At 71.3% G+C, this 18,954-nt stretch carries 14 protein-coding genes; 3 read left to right on the top strand and 11 right to left on the bottom strand.

Annotated elements, in window-relative coordinates:
• Positions 1 to 96: 96 nt before the first annotated feature.
• From ACZ3KP_RS19525 to ACZ3KP_RS19505, 5 genes are all read right to left on the bottom strand, one after another.
• The gene (locus tag ACZ3KP_RS19525; protein WP_467501021.1) at positions 97 to 957 is read right to left on the bottom strand and encodes an esterase/lipase family protein; all 861 of its coding nucleotides are present in this window, start codon (positions 955 to 957) and stop codon (positions 97 to 99) included.
• 157 nt (positions 958 to 1,114) lie between these two features.
• A complete protein-coding gene (locus tag ACZ3KP_RS19520; protein ID WP_467501020.1) occupies positions 1,115 to 2,098 on the bottom strand; it encodes a DNA polymerase Y family protein in 984 nt (327 codons plus the stop codon).
• A complete protein-coding gene (locus tag ACZ3KP_RS19515) occupies positions 2,095 to 5,559 on the bottom strand; it encodes a DNA polymerase III subunit alpha (RefSeq protein ID WP_467501019.1) in 3,465 nt (1,154 codons plus the stop codon). The genes ACZ3KP_RS19520 and ACZ3KP_RS19515 overlap by 4 nt, the downstream gene beginning before the upstream one ends.
• Before the next feature lie 128 nt (positions 5,560 to 5,687).
• Positions 5,688 to 7,133: a GntP family permease gene (locus tag ACZ3KP_RS19510; protein ID WP_467501018.1), complete on the bottom strand. Its 1,446-nt coding sequence runs from the start codon at positions 7,131 to 7,133 to the stop codon at positions 5,688 to 5,690.
• 102 nt (positions 7,134 to 7,235) lie between these two features.
• Positions 7,236 to 8,222 (bottom strand): Bug family tripartite tricarboxylate transporter substrate binding protein, encoded by a 987-nt coding sequence (locus ACZ3KP_RS19505; protein WP_467501017.1) that lies wholly within the window; start codon positions 8,220 to 8,222, stop codon positions 7,236 to 7,238.
• 98 nt (positions 8,223 to 8,320) lie between these two features.
• Between ACZ3KP_RS19505 and ACZ3KP_RS19500 the strand changes: the two genes are divergently transcribed.
• Both ACZ3KP_RS19500 and ACZ3KP_RS19495 read left to right on the top strand, forming a co-directional pair.
• Entirely contained in the window at positions 8,321 to 9,970 is a 1,650-nt protein-coding gene (locus ACZ3KP_RS19500) for a sensor histidine kinase (RefSeq protein ID WP_467501016.1), read from the top strand.
• Positions 9,967 to 10,659 (top strand): response regulator, encoded by a 693-nt coding sequence (locus tag ACZ3KP_RS19495; RefSeq protein ID WP_467501015.1) that lies wholly within the window; start codon positions 9,967 to 9,969, stop codon positions 10,657 to 10,659. The genes ACZ3KP_RS19500 and ACZ3KP_RS19495 overlap by 4 nt, the downstream gene beginning before the upstream one ends.
• A 92-nt stretch (positions 10,660 to 10,751) precedes the next feature.
• Here the strand turns inward: ACZ3KP_RS19495 and ACZ3KP_RS19490 are convergent, their stop codons facing one another.
• The 5 genes from ACZ3KP_RS19490 to ACZ3KP_RS19470 all read right to left on the bottom strand — a co-directional run bounded on the left by ACZ3KP_RS19490 (position 10,752) and on the right by ACZ3KP_RS19470 (position 16,989).
• The gene (locus ACZ3KP_RS19490) at positions 10,752 to 11,651 is read right to left on the bottom strand and encodes a S1 family peptidase (RefSeq protein ID WP_467501014.1); all 900 of its coding nucleotides are present in this window, start codon (positions 11,649 to 11,651) and stop codon (positions 10,752 to 10,754) included.
• 227 nt (positions 11,652 to 11,878) lie between these two features.
• Positions 11,879 to 12,658 carry a DUF1684 domain-containing protein gene (locus ACZ3KP_RS19485; RefSeq protein ID WP_467501013.1) on the bottom strand — a complete coding sequence of 260 codons (780 nt, stop codon included), beginning with the start codon at positions 12,656 to 12,658 and terminating at the stop codon, positions 11,879 to 11,881.
• Positions 12,659 to 12,672: 14 nt separating this feature from the next.
• Positions 12,673 to 13,503 (bottom strand): LLM class flavin-dependent oxidoreductase, encoded by an 831-nt coding sequence (locus ACZ3KP_RS19480; RefSeq protein WP_467501012.1) that lies wholly within the window; start codon positions 13,501 to 13,503, stop codon positions 12,673 to 12,675.
• 71 nt (positions 13,504 to 13,574) lie between these two features.
• Positions 13,575 to 15,332, bottom strand: coding sequence for an FAD/NAD(P)-binding protein (locus ACZ3KP_RS19475; RefSeq protein WP_467501011.1), 1,758 nt, complete (start codon positions 15,330 to 15,332; stop codon positions 13,575 to 13,577).
• Positions 15,333 to 15,876: 544 nt separating this feature from the next.
• The gene (locus tag ACZ3KP_RS19470) at positions 15,877 to 16,989 is read right to left on the bottom strand and encodes a DUF5685 family protein (protein WP_467501010.1); all 1,113 of its coding nucleotides are present in this window, start codon (positions 16,987 to 16,989) and stop codon (positions 15,877 to 15,879) included.
• Between the two features lie 255 nt (positions 16,990 to 17,244).
• On the opposite strand from ACZ3KP_RS19470, the gene ACZ3KP_RS19465 reads away from it, so the two are divergent.
• The gene (locus ACZ3KP_RS19465) at positions 17,245 to 17,685 is read left to right on the top strand and encodes a cell division protein SepF (protein ID WP_046728992.1); all 441 of its coding nucleotides are present in this window, start codon (positions 17,245 to 17,247) and stop codon (positions 17,683 to 17,685) included.
• 37 nt (positions 17,686 to 17,722) lie between these two features.
• Here the strand turns inward: ACZ3KP_RS19465 and ACZ3KP_RS19460 are convergent, their stop codons facing one another.
• Positions 17,723 to 18,913 (bottom strand): acyl-CoA dehydrogenase family protein, encoded by a 1,191-nt coding sequence (locus ACZ3KP_RS19460; protein ID WP_467501009.1) that lies wholly within the window; start codon positions 18,911 to 18,913, stop codon positions 17,723 to 17,725.
• Positions 18,914 to 18,954: the final 41 nt, after the last annotated feature.

Genomic DNA, 18,954 nt, shown 5'->3' with positions numbered 1-18,954 from the left:
GGTTTCCTGGGGTGGTTCCCCGATCGCCCACGACTCCGGGGCCTGACCGGCGGCTCAGGCCGGACAGGCCCCGGCGGGGTGCGGCCGGGCTGCGGCTCAGCTCAGCGCCGACGCGCAGGTGGTGGCGGTGGCGTGGGCCGGGTCGAGCGCGTTGGCCACCTCGTGGAAGGCGATCCGGTCGAAGAGGCCGATCGCCACGTGCTCGGAGAGGTCCAGCGGGCACAGGTCCTGGAGCAGGACGTTGGTGACGTCGGAGCCGCTCAGGTACTGGCTCTGCCAGGGCGTGGCCACCTCGTCGTACTTGGTGGCGATGACCGTGTAGTGCACCCCGGGGACGGTGTCGCCGCCCGCGTTGAGCTGGGTGAGGAAGGCGGAGCCGGGGATCTGGTCGGCGAGGCCGGGGGTGGTGGCCTTGACCAGGTCCGAGGCGCCGGGGAAGTACGGCAGCAGGTTGGTGAGGCCGCTGAGGGTGGCGCCGTGATTGTCGGGGGCGAGGCCGACGAGGGCGTTCACCTTGGCGGCGCCGCCGAGGAACCTCAGGTAGTAGCGGGGCATCAGGCCGCCCTGGGAGTGGCCGACGAGGTCGGCCTTGGCCGCGCCGGTGGCGGTGAGCACCTTGTCGACGAAGGCGGAGAGCTGCTGCGCCGACGCGGCGATGGGGCCGAGGCCGTAGAAGACGGGGACGCCGTTCAGTTGGCCGTAGTCGAGGGAGAAGACGCAGTAGCCGCGGTCCTCCAGGTACGGGGCGAGGGACAGCCAGTTGTCGACAGAGTTGCCGAGGGTGCCGTGGACCAGGATCACGGGCCGGGGATGGGCGGCCGACGGGTGGCACGAGTAGTCGTTCCAGCCGGTGCTGGGGGCGCTGGACGCATGGGCGGTGGCGGCGGGGACGGTGGCGACGGCGGCGGCGAGGAGCAGCGCGGTCAGGGGTCTGAGCACTCGCTTCCAGGGCAGCATCGTGTGATCTCCTTGCGGCTCAAGGGAGTTGCGACGGCCTTACGCCCTGTGATCCGGATCACGAGGATGCTGTTCATCCATCAAGTTACGGAGGAGTAGTGAAAGCGTGAAGTTACGTGTCAGTAAAACTTTCCAGTAACTTCAGCCAGGGTGCTGATCATGCGACATGGATCGCCGCCGCTCCTGCCGGTTGCACCGCCTCCGTACCGAACCGGTCTCGGGCGCGATCGGCGGCGGCCTCGATACGGCGGGCCTTCTCGTCGGCCGGCTCGAAGAGGAGTTGACGGGAGGCGCGTTCGGCGGCGATCAGGTTCTCCGCCCGCAGGGAGACGGTGCGCACGCGGGCACGCTGAAGAGCCAGTCGGTCGTGGAGGTCGTAGGCGAGTGCCGTCAGAGAGCGCGTGTGGGCAGTGGGTTCGTGCAGCTTGCGGGTGCGCGTCGTCGTCGAGCGGTCCGCGTAGCGGACGGTGAGCGTGAGGGCGCAGGCCACCTGGGACTCGCCGCGCAGTCGCAGGCCGAGACGGTCGGTGAGCGCCAGCAGGGCAGCACGCTGCCGGTCGCGGTCCAACTCGTCCTGAGCGAAGCGGTGTTCGACGCTCAGCGAGCGGGGCGGGGCCGAGGGGATCACCGGCGTCGGGTCGAGACCGCGGGCCGCGTCGTGGAGGTTGCGGCCGGCGGTGACGCCCAGGATGCGTTGCAGTGTGCCGAGTGGTGCGGCGGCGATCCTGCCGACGCTGTCCAGGCCGTACGAGGACAGGGTGCGGGCGGTCGCCGGTCCCACGCCTTGCAGGGCCGCGGTGGGTTTCGCCGCGAGGAAGTCGGTGACCGTGTCGATGTCGTCGGGCAGGGTGCGGACCGCCGAGGGCGGGCCGTCGGCCGCGACCATGCGGGCAAGGAGCGGGTTCGAGGCGACACCGACCGTCGAACGGAGTCCGTACAGCCCACCCGTGCGGGCGCGGATGCGCTCGGCCAGTGCCGTGGCGTCCGTGCCGAAGTAGCGCAGGCTGCCGGAGACATCGGCCAGTGCGGCATCCGGTGGCAGCGCCTGCACCAGGGGGGTGTACTCGGCCAGCAGGGCGAGCAGACGGCTGTGGAGCTGCTCGTCCCGCAGGTCGTGGAAGTGGATGTAGAGGATGCTCATCCTGCGCTCCCGGGGCTCTGGTGCCACAGCTTGCGGCTCTGTTTGACGGACTCGCCGGGCGGCTGCAGATCCGCCCAGGGGTGCAGTGCGTAACCGGTCTCCAGTCGGAGGCTGCGGCTGTCCGCGGCTCTGCCCGGTGGCGGATCGGCCTGGGTGAGCCGCTCCGTCACCGCTGACAGGCCGCCTTCGCGGCGCAGCTCGGCCAGTTCGCTGAGGTCCCAGGCGGCGGCGCCGGTCACCGACAGCGCCTTTCCGCCGCCTCCGCCACGGCGCTGCACCACTCCGCGCACGAGCAGCAGCCAGGAATGGAAGACGGTGCGCGCGCAGGCCTCGTGACTGTCCTCGAAGAACGCGCAGTCCACCAGGCCTGTCGTGTCGTCGAGCGTGGTGAAGATGACGCGCCTGCCGGAGCGGACCGGCGGGGTCTGAACGGCTCCTTTCGCCCCGGCGACCAGCACGACCTGGCCGTGCGGCAGGTCGTTCAGCCGCTTCGCGGGGATGACGCCGAGTTCTTCCAGCAACTCACGATGATCACCCATGAGATGGCGGGAGGTGTCCATGCCGAGCACTCCGAGCTCGGCTCCGAGCCGTTCGGCGTCGTCCAGGTCGGGCAGGCCGGCGGGGGCGACCGTACGGTGGTCCGCGTCGGCCTCCCCCAGTGTCAACTGGCCCTGTGCGGAGCCCCGTCGGCCGTGATGCAGCTCGGTGAGGTGCAGCAGCAGGTCGCGGCGGTTGCGGCCGAAGACGTCCAACGCGCCGACCTGGGCGAGCCGTTCGGCGACAGGCCGGGACGGCCGGGCCCGGGAGGCGAAGTCCTGGAGCGAGCTGTAGGGGCGCCCTGCGACGATCCGCGCCGCCTCGCCCTCACTGATCCCCCGCACGTCACACAGGGCGAGCCGGATCCCATGGACGGGCCGATCACCCTCCCCATCAGACACCAGTTCGATTCGATAACCGGCATCCGACGCGTTCACATCGAGCGGCAGGATCGGCACGCCGCGCCGTCGGGCATCCGCGAGCAGCAGCCGCTTCGGATACATCCCCGGGTCATGGGTGAGAAGCCCCGCATAGAAGGCGGCGGGATGATGAGCCTTCAGCCACGCGGACTGATACGAGGGCACCGCGAAGGCCACCGCGTGCGCCTTGCAGAAGCCGTACGCTCCGAACGCCTCGACGATCTCCCAGGTCCGCTCCACGACCTCCGCCTCGTATCCCCGCCTGCGGGCCTCCTGCGCGAACCACGCCCGTACCCGTCCGACCTGGTCCCCGTCGGACAGCGCCCGCCGCGTGTAGTCGCCGAAGGCCAGGGTGCAGCCGGTCATGACCGACAGGATCCGGATGATCTGTTCATGGAAGACCACCACGCCGTACGTCTCCCGCAGCGCGGGCTCCAGGTCGGGGTGCGGACAGCGGGGTGCCTGGCGCCCGTGTCTGGCCTTGATGAACGGATCGACCATGTTGGCCGCGACAGGTCCTGGCCTGAAAAGCGAGATGTCGACCACGAGGTCGTGGAAGGTCTCGGGCTGCAACCGGGCGATGAGGTCGCGCTGACCAGGTGATTCGGTCTGGAAGCAGCCCAGCGTCTGCGAGGACTTGATCAGCTGGAACGTCTTCGGGTCGTCCGGTGGCACCTGGGCGGCGTCGTCCAGGTCGATACGGTGCCCGGTGGTCCGCTCGATCTCGGCGACGGCGTGCGCCATGGCCGACTGCATCCGCACGCCCAGCACATCCAGCTTGAGCAGCCCGAGGTCCTCCACGTCCTCCTTGTCGAACTGCGACATGGGGAAGCCCTCGCCGCTGGTCGGCATCACCGGGGTGCGGTGCAGCAGCGTCGCGTCGGAGAGCAGGACACCGCACGGGTGCATGGCGATACCGCGCGGCAGCGCGTCCAGAGCCTCGACCAGGTCCCACATGTGCGGGCCGTACGCCTCCGGGTCGATACCACGCAGTTCCGGCAACTCCTGCAGAGCGGCACGGGCATCCCGGGCCCGGATGTGAGGGAACGATTTTGCAAGGCGGTCGACCTCGGCCGGATCCAGACCGAGGGCAAGACCGACATCGCGTACGGCGTGCCGCACCCGGTAGGTCTCCGGCATGGACACGGTGGCCACCCGTTCCGGGCCGAAGCGGCCGATGATCGCCCGGTAGACCTCAAGGCGGCGGGCGGACTCCACGTCGATGTCGATGTCGGGCAGCTCCGCGCGCCGGTCGGACAGGAAGCGCTCCATGAGCAGGCCGTGCTCGACGGGATCGGCGGTGGCGATCCCGAGGAGATGATTGACCAGGGAACCGGCGCCGGAGCCGCGGGCGGCGACCCGGATGCCGAGTTCACGGGTGTCGGCGACGACCTGGGCGACGGTCAGGAAGTACGAGGCGTATCCCAGTCTCTCGATCAGGCGCAGTTCGTCCTCGAGGCGCTCCCAGCGGCGGCGGTCACGGTCGTAACGGTGCAGCAGCATGGCGGCGGCGCACTTCGAACGCAGCACCCGCTCGGGCGTGCGCCGGTGGCCGCCGACGAGTTCCGGCTCGGGGAAGTGCACGCGGCCCAGTCCCAGGTCGTCCTCGGGGTCGACACGGCATGCGGCGGCCGTCTCCTCGGTGACCTCAAGCAGCCGACGGGCCGTGTTCGCGCGGTATCCGGCGGCTTCAGCGACCTGCTCGGCGATGCGCGCCATGTCTGTTGCCGGCTTCAGCCACCGCTCGCCACCGTCGCGCTCGCCGCGTGGGTCGATCGGCACCAGGCGACGGGCGGAATCCAGGACATCCGCGACCGGGCCCTGGCCGGGGTCGGCGTAGCGTACGGCATTGCTCAGGACAGGCGTGATCCTCTGATCCGCGGCGAAGCCGAGGGCGCGGGCCGCGAGCCGGAGCGAGCCGGTGCCCGTACCGCTACGGCCGTGAGAGACGACCTCGATGCGCAGCGCCGCGTCCCCGTACCGCTCCCGCCAGGGCGTGAGCAGCTGGGCGGCGCGGTCCGGCCGCCCCGCGGCCAGCGCGCGGCCGACGTCCGAGGTGGGGCCGAGCAGCACAGTGAGGTGGTCACCGCCCAGCGCTTCCCAGGGCAGCAGGGGGCGCCGGTCTCCCACGGTGTCCGCATGCGCCGCACTCACCAGCCGGCACAGCTCGGCCCAGCCTCGGGCCCCGTCCCGGGCAAGGAAAACCACCCGCTGGGCCGACTCGTCGACATAGGCGCCGCCGCGAGCCGGTGCCCGTCGCCGCTCCGTGCGTCCAGCGGTTTCGCGGGGCGCCGCCACCGCGAGATCCACTCCGAACAGGGGCCGGATACCGGCCTGGCCTGCAGCCTTGGCGAAACGGACGGCACCGCCGAGGGTGTCCCGGTCTGTCAGGGCGACCGCGTCCATCCCCCGCTCGGCCGCCCGCTCCGCAAGCTGCTCGGGGTGCGAGGCGCCGTACCGCAGGGAGAACCCGGAGACGGCGTGCAGATGCGTAAATCCGCGCACCTGGACCACCTCGCCACTGACTGCCCCCTGCCTTCACGTCGCCACTCCGGCACATCCGGGGTGATGACACCACCCTAGACCAGCATCGAACGTTTATGCGATTCGAGGAGTGTGCCGCGGCAGGGCTGTCAGGCGAACACGGACAGCAGGAGCGCCATCCCGAGGCCGAGCACGCTCACCAGGGTCTGCACCACGGTCTGTGTCTTCGTGGCCTGGGTGAGATCCATGCCGAAGGATTCCTTGACCAGCCAGAAGCCGGCGTGGTTCACGTAGTTCAGGCCGAGGGAGCCTGCCCCGATGGCCACCACGAGCAGCGACGCCTCCAGGCCGCCTCCGCTGACCATGGGGGCGATGATGCCGGTGGCGGAGACGATGCCGACGGTGGCGGAACCGGTGGTCAGCGACAGCAGGAGTGCGATCAGCCAGCCCAGCACGATGACGTTCAGATGCGCCCCCTTGGCGGCGGAGGCGATCGCGTCGCCGATGCCGGAGTCCTGGAGAACCTGCTTGAACGCGCCACCGCCACCGATGATGAGCAGGATGGCGGCGATGGACTTCAGGCTGTCCGTCAGGGATGCGCGGACCTCCTCGCCGGAGCGGCCCGTGCCCAGAGCGGTCACGCCGAGAGCGAAGAGCAGCCCGGCGAGCATCGCCACGACGGGCTCGCCCAGGAAGGTCAGCGCGGAACCCAGGGTGCTCGTCTCGTCGAGCACCGTTTCGGCGAGGGTACGCAGCAGCATGAGGGCGACAGGGACGAGCACCGCGGCGACGGCCAGCCCGGTCGGTATCCCGGAACGGGACGTGACGTCCGTATCCCCCGACGACACGTTCGAAGCGCCGGCCGTCACGCTGACAGGCGACGTCGCTCGGACGGACTGCGACGCACCCGTGAACTGCGCGACAAGAGCCTCGTCCGGGCGGACCTCGGCAAGGCGCGGCGCGATCCACCGGGCGTAGACGGGGCCGGCCAGGATCACGGTGGGGACGGCGCAGACGAAGCCGACGACCATGGTGAGGCCCAGGTCGGCGTGGAGGCCGGTCATGGCGGTGAGCGGCCCCGGGTGCGGCGGCAGCATGCCGTGCAGGGTGGACAGCGCGGCGATGGCCGGTACGCCGAGCAGGACGTACGGGGAGCCCTTCGTGCCGCCCTGGGCCTCCAGCCTGCGCGCCACGCTGAAGATCAGCGGCAGCAGCACGATCAGGCCGACCTCGAAGAACATCGGGATGCCGATCACGAACGCCGCGGCCGTGACCAGCCAGGGCAGCCCGCGGGTGCCGGAGCGGTCGATCAGGGCGTGGGCGAGGGCGTCGGTGGCGCCCGAGTCGGACAGCAGGCGCCCGAGCATGGCGCCCAGGGCCAGTGTGATGCCCACGTCCCCGAGGGTGCCGCCGGCGCCGTCCTCGAGGGACCCCAGCAGTTTGGCGACGGGCTCACCGGCGGCGAGGCCGGTGCCGACCGCGACGACGATGAGCGCGACGAACGGATGGATGCGCAAGCGGGAGTTGATGAGGTAGATCAGGGCCGTGACCGCGATGGTGAGGATGAGCAGCAACCACCAGGTGTGCGTGGTCATGCGGGTGCCTTTCGATGGACGGGTGAGGGGCATGGCGAAGTGAGCCGCAGCGCAGCAGGGTGGTGGTGCGGCTCGTGTCAGCAGGGGCGGGCGGCAGCCCGGTCAGTCCAGTCCGAGATCCCTGACGAGACGGGCCACTGATGTGTCCTGTTGGGACAGGTACGCGGCGAAGGCGTCGCCGGTGGTGAACGCGTCGGTCCAGCCATGGCGGCGGAGTTCCGCTTTCCATTGCCGGGACCGGTGCATCGCTGTCAGCGCTTCGATCCACCGCTTCCGGTCGGCGCCTTTGATGCCGGGCGGCGCCACGACTCCCCGCCAGTTGCTGAAGACCAGGTCGATGCCGGACGCCTTGAGGGTCGGTACTCCGGGGAGTGCGTCGATCGGTCGTGGGCTGGTCACCGCCAGGACCCTGAGCTGACTGGCGTCGATCTGGTCGAGGAACTCGCCGAAGCCGGTGGTGGCGAAGTCGACCTTGCCGTCGAGGAGAGCGGGCAGCAGGTCGCCGCCACCGCCGTCGTAGGCAACGTAGCCGACCCGGTGCGGGCCGATACCGACGGCCTTGGCCAACTCCATGGCCAGCAGGTGGTCCGGTCCGCCGAGTGAGGATCCGCCCCCGACCTTCAGGCGCGCGGGGTTCCTTCTCCAGGCGGCGATCAGATCGTCGATCGACCGGTAGGGCGAGTCACGGCGCACGACCACCGCACCGGCCTCCTCGACCAGCCGGGCCAGCGCAGTGGTCCCGGTGACGGACGCCTTCGCGTGTGCCACGTGCGACGCCCCGATCACGCCGAGACCCATCTGCAGGACGAGCCTGCCGTTGCCCCGCTCGTTCACGATGCGCTGCAGGCCGACCGTGCCGCCGGCTCCCGGCAGGTTGAAGACCTGCACGCCGGAGTCCACGCCGGTCTCCTGCAGCACGCGGGCCACTGTGCGGGCCGTGGTGTCGTATCCGCCACCGGGGGTGTTCGGAACCATGATCCGCAGCCCGGTGTCGGCCGGTTCCCCGCCGGGCAGCACCTGGCACCCGGTGACGAGAGACAGGGACAGGGCGAGGAGGGCGCCGCGAACGGCGTGCGAGCGACCTCTCATGGCACCTCTCTTCCGCAGCCGTCGCGATCGACGTCATGATTGTGCGGCCCGTGGTGCGAGCCGCCCAGTTTGTGTCAGCAGTAGAGATTGAGTTCGTTGTGGTCACCAGTTTTCGGCGTCATACCCTCGCGGGCGAGATGCTGGCGCTGCAGCTCGCCATCGTGGTGGTCGTGCTGCTGGCGGTCGCGGCGCTCTCGCTCGCCCAGTCGGAGGCCACCTTCAGCCGGGTCGAGGGCCGCCGCGTGAGTGCGCTGGCCGAGCAGTTGGCTGCCAATCCACTGGTGCGGGGCCAGCTCCCGCGTCCGGCGCCGGAGGAGACGCTGGCCCCGCTGACGCATTCCACGCTGGTGCAGTCCGGGGTCACCTCCGTGACGATCGCCGACTCCTCCGGGCGCATCGTCAGTTCGACCAACCCGACGGTCATCGGTGACCGGCTGCGGCTCGGACCGGGGGTGGCCCGTGGACGAGGCTGGTCCGGCTCGCTCACCTGGGACGGCAGCCGCGAACTGGTGGCGCAGGTGCCGGTGCTCGGCGCGGCGAGCGGGGACCTGGGGCGGACCCTGGGCATCGTCATGATCGGGGAGGCCTCCCCGACGGTGTGGCAGCGGCTCAGTGGTGCGTCTTCCTATCTCCTCGCCTACCTGGGCATCGCCAGCGGGCTCGGTCTGGCCGGCTCCTGGCTGCTGGCCCGCCGGGTCAAACGGCAGACGCTCGGCCTGGAGCCGCGCGAGATCACCGGGCTCGCCGAGCACCGCGAGGCCATGCTGTACGGGATCGCCGAGGGCGTGGTCGCCCTGGATCCCCAGCGGCGCCTCACCCTGGTGAACGAGGTGGGCAGACGGCTGCTCGACCTGCCCGAGGAGTGCGTGGGCCGGACGCTGGACGACCTCGGCATCGACGGCCGTCTGCACGACGTGCTCACCGGCACCCGGCCCGAAGCGGAGCACGGACCCGACGAAGTGGTCATACGGCACGGCCGCGTACTGGTGATGAACAGGATGACCGTCACGAAGAACGACCGCCCGCTCGGCTCGGTCACCACGCTGCGGGACCGCACCGAACTGGCGCGGCTGGAACGCGAGATCGGCTCCTTCCGCAGCACGTCCGAGCTGCTACGGGCCCAGACGCACGAGTTCGCCAACCAGCTGCACACCATCTCCGGACTCATCCAGATCGGCGAGCAGGACGAGGTCGTACGCTACGTCCGTGCGCTCACCCGGCGCCGCCAGTCCCTGGACATGACCATCGGCCGCCGCATCCACGATCCCGCCGTCGCCGCCCTCCTCATGGCGAAGGACTCCCTCGCGGCCGAACGCAGGATCACCCTGAGGATCTCGGACGTCACCTCCCTCGGCCGGCTCGCCCCGGAGGACGCCGCCGACGTGGCGACCGTGGTCGGCAACCTGGTCGACAACGCCATCGACGCCGCGGCCGGAAGCGACCTCGACGACCGGGAACCCTGGATCGAGGTCGAACTCCGGCAGGACGCGTCCAGCGTGGAGATCGTGGTGTGCGACTCGGGCCCGGGCGTGGCTCCCGAACTCGCCCAGGAGGTCTTCCACCACGGTTTCACCACCAAGGCCGCCGCGGAGGGCGAGCGCGGCATCGGCCTCGCACTCACCCGGCTCGTCTGTGAACGACGTGGCGGGGAGATCAGGGTGACCAACACCGCCGAAGGCGCCCGGTTCACCGCGCGCATGTCCGTGAGCCACTCGACGGAAGCGCTCGAGGAAGGAGCAGCACGTTGACGGACGCCTCCGGCACGATCGACGTTCTCGTCGTCGACGACGACTTCATGGTGGCCCGGGTCCACCGCACCTTCGTCGAGAGGGTGCCTCCGTTCAGGGTCGTCGGCACCGCGGGCACGGGTGAGCAGGCCATCACCGCGGTCGACGAACTGCGCCCGGATCTGGTTCTCCTCGATCTCTATCTGCCCGATGTCTTCGGCCTGGACGTCATCCCGCGGCTGCGCACCGCGGGACACGACTGCGACATCATGGTCATCAGTGCCGCGCGCGAGGCCGACACCGTGCGCGGCGCGGTCCGCCACGGTGTCGTGGACTACCTGCTCAAACCCTTCGACTACGAGGACATGAAGCCCCGCCTGGACCGGTACGCCGCACGGCGCGGCCGGCTTCTCACCACGGTGGTGCGCGGCCAGGCCGACATCGACCGGGCGCTGTCCGCAGGGTCGGTCCCCGCTGTCGTCGCCAGACTCCCGAAGGGGCTCAGCGTGGAGACCGCCGACCTCGTCCAAAGCGCGCTCCGCGCCGCGGACGGCACCCTGTCGGCCGCCGAATGCGCGGCCGCCACCGGTATCTCCCGTGTCAGCGCCCGCCGTTACCTGGAGCACTTCCACACCACCGGCACGGCGGACGTCTCCCTGCGTTACGGCGCCGCCGGCCGGCCCGAGCGGCGCTACGGCTGGCGAGACTGAGAGAGGGGTGCAGCTCGTCGGCGCTCAAGAGGGAGCCCCCGTACACGGTCGCGTACGGGGGCCCGGTGCCGGGAGCCGATCCGGGTGGATCGTCAGCCGATGCTCACGCCGTAGTAGCTCAGCGCCTCGGTGACCGGCTGGAAGAAGGTCGTACCGCCGGAGGTGCAGTCGCCGCTGCCGCCGGAGGTCAGGCCGTAGGCCACGGAACCGCCGTAGAGCGGGCCGCCGCTGTCGCCGCCCTCGGCGCAGACCGTGGTCTGGATCAGACCGGAGACAATGTCACCGCTGCCGTAGTTGACGGTGGCGTTGAGCGCGGTGACGCGGCCGCTGTGCGTGCCGGTGGTCGAACCGCGGCGGTACACCGTGGTCCCGACGCTCGGCGTGGCGGCGCTGGAGATGGTCTGGCTGCCGACCGTGCTCGGGTGCGCGATCGAGCTGTTGGTGTACCTCACCAGCGCGAAGTCGTTGCCCGGGAAGCTGTAACCGACGTTGGTGCCCAGGACCGTGCTGTGACTGGAGTTGCTGTACCAGGTGGAGGCCACCTCACCGCAGTGCCCGGCGGTCAGGAAGTAGTACGTGCTGCCGCTGTGCACGTTGAAGCCGAGCGAGCAGCGGTAGGAGCCGCCGTAGATGGCGTCGCCGCCGCTGATCAGCTTCTTGAAGGTGCCGGGGGTGCGCTTGATGGTGAGCGCGCCGGAGTTCGCACCCGCCTGCCGCTTGATCTTGGCGATCTCGGCGTTGGAGACCGTGGAGTCGGCGGTGACGACGACACGGCCGGTCTTGCTGTCGACGGACCAGGCGGTGCCGGGCACGTCGGCCTTCAGGACTGAGCTGTTCACGGCCTTCAACTGGGTTGCGCTGAAGGTGTGGACGTCACTCGCGCTCGCGGTGGGGACGGCGAACGCTGCCGCGGCCAGGAAGCCGGTGCCCACGGCGATCAGCCGGGTCCGTCTCGAGATACCGCTGCGGGGGGTCGTGCGCTTGATCCTCACTTGTCGTTCCCTCCCAGGGGACGTCGGGGGCCCGCGTGGGGTCGGGGCCCGTGAGGCGCAGCCAGGGGGATGACCGGATTCCGGACACGCAATGCCCCTGACAAGCGCTGTGGGGGAGTATTCGGGCGATCGACCGCCAGCCGCAAGGGCGCCTTTCGGCCGTGCGACCGCGAGTGAACTGTGGTGCGTTTGGGCGACCTTGCCCCGGTCGGCCCCCGCAGTCTCCCTCAGCCCAGCCGGCGCTCCCCCGCCTCGACGGCGACGCCCAGGGTGTTCCCCGGGGGCGGGAAGGGGCAGATGAAGTGGTCCGCGAAGGCGCACGGCGGCAGTTGGGCCCGGTTGAGGTCGACGGTGGTGGAGCCGTCGGCGGCCGGGGCGGCCGAATAGAGGAACCTGAACCGGAAACTGCTGTGGCCGCTGGTGCGGTCGGCGAACACCGCCCACAGCCGCCCGTCGGCCTGTTCGGCGACCTGGAGCGTCAATTCCTCACCCCCCAGGGTGAAGGCGAGTTCCCCGGCGAGCACCAGTGCGCGCTCCCGTCCGTCCGCGTTGCCGACCCGGACGGAGCGCCGGTCGTCGTACGGCGTGAAGCGGCCGGGGACCGACCAGCGCGGGTCGTAGGGGGTAGCGTCGATGCCCCGGAACGCACGGCGCGCCTCGGCGGCCGGGTCGTAGTCCCGGATCCCCCAGACGTCTTCGCGGACCAGCACCACCAGGTGGCGCTCGCCGAGCGTGACCCGGGCCGCCGGTTCGCGGTCGGCGGCGAGCCTGATCTCCCCGGTGAAGGGCTCGTCGTCCAGGGCGAGGCCGTCGTCCTCGGCCGCGGTGAGGACCACTCCGTCACCGTCGGCCCTCCAGATCCCGGGAACGTTCGGAAGGCGCCCGTCCGGATGGTCCTCGATCCAGTGCGTGCCGACGAGGGCGAGCGGCCCGTAGGGCGCCGACACCTGCTCCACGCGCTGCTCGTGCCAGCGCTTCCAGTCCCCGGACGCGTCGTCAGTGGTCATATCTGCCATATCCGTCATATGAAGAGCCCTTTCACTTCGGTGGCCATGCTTCGGGCGAGGCCCAGGTGCTCGCGCAGGGTGCTGCCCGGATAGAAGGTGCGGAACAGACCGCGGTGCTGGAGGAGGGCCACGGTGCCGTTGACCAGGCGCTCCAGGTCCCGGCGGGGTTCGGCGGGGACGAGGTGGAAGCCGTCGGTGGCGTCCTCGCCGTGCCAGCTCGCGATCAGCTCCGCCAGGTCCACCGGACCGCCCCGGTACAGCGGACCCTGCACGGTCTGCCGGGGGCCGCCGCCGCCGTGCCCCGGCTCGGCCGCCCGCTCCCCGTCCCCCAGATCCACCATGAGACTCACCAGCACCCGCAGCGCTTCCGGGTCCCGCCCGAACTCCTGTGCCCGGGAGCGCAGTTCGTCTCGTACGAGGGCGGCCTGCGCGGAGCTCGCGGCCCGCACCAGGGCCACATCGGCGTACCGGGCGGCCGGGCGCCGGGCGGCCTCCTCGGTGGCGTCGGCCACCCGCACCGGGAACGCCCCGGCGGGTCCCGGCTCCGGCTGCTCGCTCCACCAGCCGGCCCGGCCCCCGCTCACCCGGTCGAGGTCGGCAGCGGCCCCCGGCGGGGCGGTCACCAGGGGCACCAGCCCGATCCGCCGGGTGGCCGGGGCCACCCGCGACAGCACGGTCACCGGGTCGCCCTCCGCCCACCCGAACCTGCCGTCGAGCGTCACGAAGTCCAGCCCGCCGCTCTCGGCCAGCCGCACCAGCTCGACGTAACGCTCGGCGTCGAACACGCCGACCTGGTCCACGGCGGCGGCCAGATGCAGCAGCCCCCGCCCGTACGAGCCGGTCACAGGACACCAACTTCTCCGAGAACCACGAAAACTCCTCCTTCTCGCCGGACGGCGGGACGTCGCAACGGGCTCTACGCGGCGGCCTGTTCGGACAGGCCGCGCAGGAAGGCCAGGGCCGCGCGGGCCGTGGCGTCGTTCTGCCGGAACGCGGGCCCTCCGGTACGGGGCCGGGTGAAGGCGCCGGGGGTGCGGCTGTCGGTGAAGGGGCCGAGGGCGAACCGCCGGGGATGCGGTCGCCCGTCCCCGTCGAGGATCCGCCCGTCGGCGGGGTCGACCGCGAGCAGTCCGCCGGGCGTCTCCACGGCGCCGTCGGCGTGCAGGGTGCGCAGCAGCGGGTCCCGGGCGCGGCCGAGGGTGGGTTCGGGCAGCCGTGCCTCGACGAGCGCCCGTGCCTCGACGGTGAAACCGGGCACGGTGTCGGCGGCGGCCCGGAACACCTGGTCCGCCGCGGTCACCGTCATCCCGGCGCCGAGGAACCTCAGCACGCCCGCCCGGGACAGCGCGAGCATCTGCCGCAGCCGGGGTCCGGGCGGCCCGGAGGCGAGGTAGCTGAAGAACCCGTGCCACCAGGAACCGATGTTCCCGAGCTGCGTCAACTGCCCGTAGACGGACAGCAGTCCGAGGAACACGGCGAGGTCGGGGCTGTACGCCGGGTCGTGCCGGCGGTCCAGGTCCGCCTCGATGTATCCACGCAGCCCGTCCTGGAACTCCTCGTGCGACCCGTAGCGCACCCCGTCCAGCGGATGGTCGAGCGCCGTCAGGTCGAGCCGGTCGGCGGGGTCCGGTACGGCGGCGGCGACCAGCGCCCGTATCTCGGCGTCCTCGTCGGCGGCGGCGTACTTCTCCTCGAAGTCCGGCCAGGCGACCGCCGTCCGCTCGGGGTGGACGGTGAAGAGACGGTGGTAGTGCGCGAACCCCAGCTCCTTGGCCACCAGCGGCCACACGTCCCGCCGGAAGTCGAAGCCGGCCGGCCGGGCGAGCAGTTCGGCGATCTCGGCGGGCCCGAGGAAGCGCGGCAGCGGCGGGCGTTCGCCGGTCCAGTCGTAGCCGATCTTCGAGTGGTACGGCACTCCGCGCCGCGATCCCACGTAGAGGACCGGTTCCTGCCCGGAGGGCAGGTAGGTGTCCCCGTCGTAGCGGCCGCCCCGTCCCTCGGTGAGCAGCACCATGAGGTCGACGAAGGCGAGCCCGAACCCGCGCACCAGCACCGGCTCGCCGGGCCGCAGTGCGGACAGGTCGCTGTCGGCGGTGAAGTCGGGCGGCAGGTGGACCAGGTGGTGGGCGTCGGCGTACGCGGCCAACTCCGCCTGTTCCTCGTCCAGTTCCGCATCGAGGTGGCCGAGGGCGAGGACGACGAGGTCGGCCGCCAGGGGGCGCGGGCGGCCCTCCAGCCACACCTGCTGGCGGCCCTCGCGCGGCCCGCTCACCCGCAGGGCCCGGCGACAGTGGTGGTGGACGGTCACGCCGTCGGGCAGGCCGGCGACGGCTTGGTCGTGGACGTGGCGCAGGTAGCGGCCCTGGATCTGCCGGTCGGCGAAGGTACGGCCGTCCAGGCCCGCCCACTCGTGCAGGGTGGGCCCCTCCATCACCGGGCCGGTCATCCGCACCGTCTCGTCGGTGAACATGGTGACGTCCTCGGCATGCGAGTTCATCCACAGCAGCGGCGACTGGGCGGCCCGCCAGATGCGGCCCGCGCCCGGCGGGTGCGGGTCGACCAGATGGATGTCGAGGCCCGAACCGGCGTACAGCTCCGGCGCGTTGGCGGCGATGCGTTCCAGGAGACCGGTCCCCCGCGGCCCGGCCCCCACGATCACGAGCTGGGGTCTCATCGGGCCGCTCCCGTGCGGCGCGCGGGGCGCTCGGGTGTGCGGGGGCCGGCAGGGGCGTGCGACAGAGAGTCGTATGGCATGGGAAGGCTCCGTGACGGACAGCGAGAACACGGTGATTGCCTTCACACGGGAACACCGCTGTGCGGTGCCCTACGGCCGAACCCCTCAGCAGGGCCGTCCGTCGACTCTACGGCGGTGTTTCCCCTCGCTGTCAAGGCTGTCCAGAGTGTGGGCGTCGCGTCTCACGTCAGTTGACGGAAAACCGGAGACCTGTTCCACTTGGCCCATGCATCCGCAGCAGTGGCTGGTCACCCGCTCCCACATCGACTTCGGTCGCGTGTGGTCCTGTTCCTGTTGAGCTGACCCACTGCGCGCCCCGCCGTCGGCGGGGATCCCGCGTTCTCTTTCGCGTACCGCCCTTCGCCTTCACACGCGCACCCCTCCCCTCGCGTTCCCCGCCCCTGCCGACCCCAGGAGACCGCCGCTGCCCGTCACCCGGTCCACCAGTCGTCCAGCACATCCCGGACCGGGACGACCGGCCTGCTCAGCAACCGTCGCACGGACAGCAGCAGTCGCACCCGTCACAGCCGTCGCACCCGTCACAGCCGTCGCAGCCGTCGCACGGGCAGTCGCAGTCCCGGCAGCAGCCCTCGCGCTTCTTGCGCGACCAGGGCCCCTCGTACTCCTCCGCGCAGCACATCTGGCAGGTGCAGCACAGCAGCGCGAACATCCCGCAGCCCGCGAGGAGGTCCCGTTTCTCCGGCGGGGCCTTCGGCTCCGGCCCGTGGGCCGAGCAGGCCGACACGGTCCCGAACGCCCGGTCCACCGAACGCCCCAGTTCGTGCACGAGCAGCAGATGGGCCAGCCCGCCGTCGGCGAACTGCGCGTCCCGCAGCGCCAGCCGGATCCCGTGCAGCGCGTCGTCGGCGAGCCGCCGCGCCTCGGGCAGGGGGGTGCCGGTCGCGGCGAGCGGGTTCCAGGCGCCCGTCGCGGCGTCGGCCGCCCGGTCCTCGACGGCGTCCAACAGATGCGCGAGCCGTCCGAAGAGCCGGCCGGCCTCGGCGAGCGGTGCGGCGTTGCCCGGCCGGCCGGCCAGGACGGCGGTGTGCGCGAAGGCCGCGGCGGTGGCGGTCTCGGTCGGTTCGGTGACCGTCAGCAGCGGCGTGCCCGGCCCGGCGAGCGCCTCGACGGCGAGTTGCCGGTCGACGGCGTCGACCAGGATCCCGGTGTCGAACCCGACGGCCGCGCCGCTCCGGGCCCCGGCCCGTCCCCAGTCGGCGGCGACCCGGCGGGCGACCGCCGCGACCGGCCGGCGGGCCAGCAGCCCGTCCCGGTCGGCGACATGGTCGCGCACCTTGGCCGAGGCGAGCACCAGGGAGACCGCGGCGGCGAGCCGCGCACCCTCGCCGCGCGCCACCGAGGCGGTCCGCATCCCGCGCAGCGGGCACGGTCCCGCCGTGCGCCGGCCGTCGGCCGGCCGCTCGGCCTGAGCCTCCGTCAGAACGGATATCAGCAGCCCGTCGTAGTTCGTGACGACGCGTGCGAGCTGTCCGTGGTCGCCGCGGAGCGCGAGACACAGCCCGCACAGGTGCGCCAGCCACTGCGCGCGGAACCTGTCCCCGAGTCGATGACCACATGGTCTGACCATCCCGAACATGCGCGAATTCCCCCCGTGCCCCTTCACCCTGACGCACTGTTCATCACCCGTACGCCGTGAACAATCATATTTCACTCTCAGTCAGCAGAGGTGTGAGTCAGGGCCCTTGGGGCACCTGGGCTCTCGACGGATCGGCTCTGCACCAGTACCGTCACAAACCCCCCGTGCGGCGTCTATCCACTTGGCGCACCATCCGCATCATGGACGACCATAGGGATGCGGAAGCAAGCAAGACCGCTGTGAGAGGAGGCGTCCATGGGATCGGTACGCAAGGCGAGTGCCTGGCTTGGCCTCGTCGACGACAACGATGACGAGCGCTACTACGACGACGACTACTCCGAAGGGACCGAGCAGCCCGGGGACGCCTGGGTCACCGACCCCCGGGTCAAGGTGGCCTCGGACACCGCCGAGGAGAAGGGCCGCCGGATCGGCACGGTCACCCCGGACAGCTTCCGGGACGCCCGCGCGATCGGCGAGCTGTTCCGTGAGGGCGTGCCGGTCATCGTGAACCTCACGGCCATGGAGTCCGGCGACGCCAAGCGGGTCGTCGACTTCGCGGCCGGGCTGATCTTCGGCCTGCGCGGCTCGATCGAGCGGGTCTCCAACCGGGTCTTCCTGCTGACCCCCGCCCACACGGAGATCGTCAGCGGCGAGCCGGCCGCGCGCCGCGAGGACGGCTTCTACAACCAGAGCTGAGGCAGGGCCGTTCACCGGCCCTGCCCCCGCGCGGGGTTCACCGGAAGGCGTCGAGTCCGGTGAGCGCCTTGCCCAGCACCAGCTGGTGCATCTCGACCGTGCCCTCGTAGGTGAGCACGGACTCCAGGTTGGTCGCGTGCCGCATCACGGGATATTCCAGCGAGATCCCGTTCGCCCCGAGAATCGTCCGCGCCGTACGGCAGATCTCGATCGCCTCCCGTACGTTGAGTTTGCCGAAGCTGACCTGCTCGGGACGCAGGCGGCCGGCATCCATCCGCCGCCCCAGATGATGGGCGAGCAGGATCCCCTTGTGCAGTTCGACCGCCATGTCGGCGAGCTTGGCCTGGGTGAGCTGGAAGCCGCCGATGGGCCGGCCGAACTGCTCCCGCGACCTCGCGTAGCCGAGGGCGGCCTCGAAGCAGCTGCGCGCCGCACCCATGGCTCCCCACACGATCCCGTACCGGGCGTGCGACAGGCAGCTGAGCGGTCCCTTGAGCCCGGTGACCTCCGGCAGCACCGCGTCCGCCGGCAGCCGTACGTCGTCGAGGACCAGCTCACTGGTGACACTGGCCCGCAGCGACCACTTGTGCTTGATCTCGGGCGCCGAGAACCCGGGCGTGTCCGTGGGCACGACGAACCCCCGGATCCCGTGGTCGCTCTGCGCCCATACGACGGCCACCCCGGCCACCGACCCGTTGGTGATCCACATCTTGCGGCCGCTCAGCACCCAGTCGCCGCCCGCGTCGCGCTTGGCGTACGTCCGCATGGCGGCCGGGTCGGACCCGTGATCCGGCTCGGTGAGCCCGAAGCAGCCGATGACCTCGCCCGCCGCCATGCCCGGCAGCCACCGCTGCTTCTGCGCCTCGCTCCCGAACCGGTGGACGGCGTACATGGCGAGCGAACCCTGCACGGACACCAGCGAGCGGATCCCCGAGTCGGCGGCCTCCAGCTCCAGACAGGCGAGCCCGTACTGCACGGCGGAGGCGCCGGCACAGCCGTATCCGCTGAGCGACATCCCGAGCGCCCCGATGGACCCCAGCTCCCTGGCGAGCTCCCTGATCCCGGGCAGTTCCCCGCTCTCGTACCACTCGGCGACGAAGGGCAGCACCCGATCCGCCGCCCACCTGCGCACCGTCTCCCGCACGGCGAGATCCTCCGGCTCCAGAAGATCGTCGAGCCCGAGCGGATCCCCGGCGTCGAACGGAGGCGACTTCACGGACGCGGACATGAGAACCCTCCCGAAAACTAGCACCGCTAGTTGCGACAGAC

Source organism: Streptomyces sp. NPDC020958 (assembly GCF_055562175.1).
Note: the sequence above shows the minus strand (reverse complement) of the source record. Positions and strands in the feature narration are given on the sequence as shown.

Excerpts from the sequence above, each read along its gene's own strand:
- ACZ3KP_RS19505 (WP_467501017.1), bottom strand. The coding sequence starts at position 8,222 with ATGAGAGGTCGCTCGCACGCCGTTCGCGGCGCCCTCCTCGCCCTGTCC.
- ACZ3KP_RS19510 (WP_467501018.1), bottom strand. The coding sequence starts at position 7,133 with ATGACCACGCACACCTGGTGGTTGCTGCTCATCCTCACCATCGCGGTC.
- ACZ3KP_RS19525 (WP_467501021.1), bottom strand. The coding sequence starts at position 957 with ATGCTGCCCTGGAAGCGAGTGCTCAGACCCCTGACCGCGCTGCTCCTC.
- ACZ3KP_RS19470 (WP_467501010.1), bottom strand. The coding sequence starts at position 16,989 with ATGTTCGGGATGGTCAGACCATGTGGTCATCGACTCGGGGACAGGTTC.
- ACZ3KP_RS19520 (WP_467501020.1), bottom strand. The coding sequence starts at position 2,098 with ATGAGCATCCTCTACATCCACTTCCACGACCTGCGGGACGAGCAGCTC.
- ACZ3KP_RS19485 (WP_467501013.1), bottom strand. The coding sequence starts at position 12,658 with ATGACCACTGACGACGCGTCCGGGGACTGGAAGCGCTGGCACGAGCAG.
- ACZ3KP_RS19475 (WP_467501011.1), bottom strand. The coding sequence starts at position 15,332 with ATGAGACCCCAGCTCGTGATCGTGGGGGCCGGGCCGCGGGGGACCGGT.
- ACZ3KP_RS19460 (WP_467501009.1), bottom strand. The coding sequence starts at position 18,913 with ATGTCCGCGTCCGTGAAGTCGCCTCCGTTCGACGCCGGGGATCCGCTC.
- ACZ3KP_RS19465 (WP_046728992.1), top strand. The coding sequence starts at position 17,245 with ATGGGATCGGTACGCAAGGCGAGTGCCTGGCTTGGCCTCGTCGACGAC.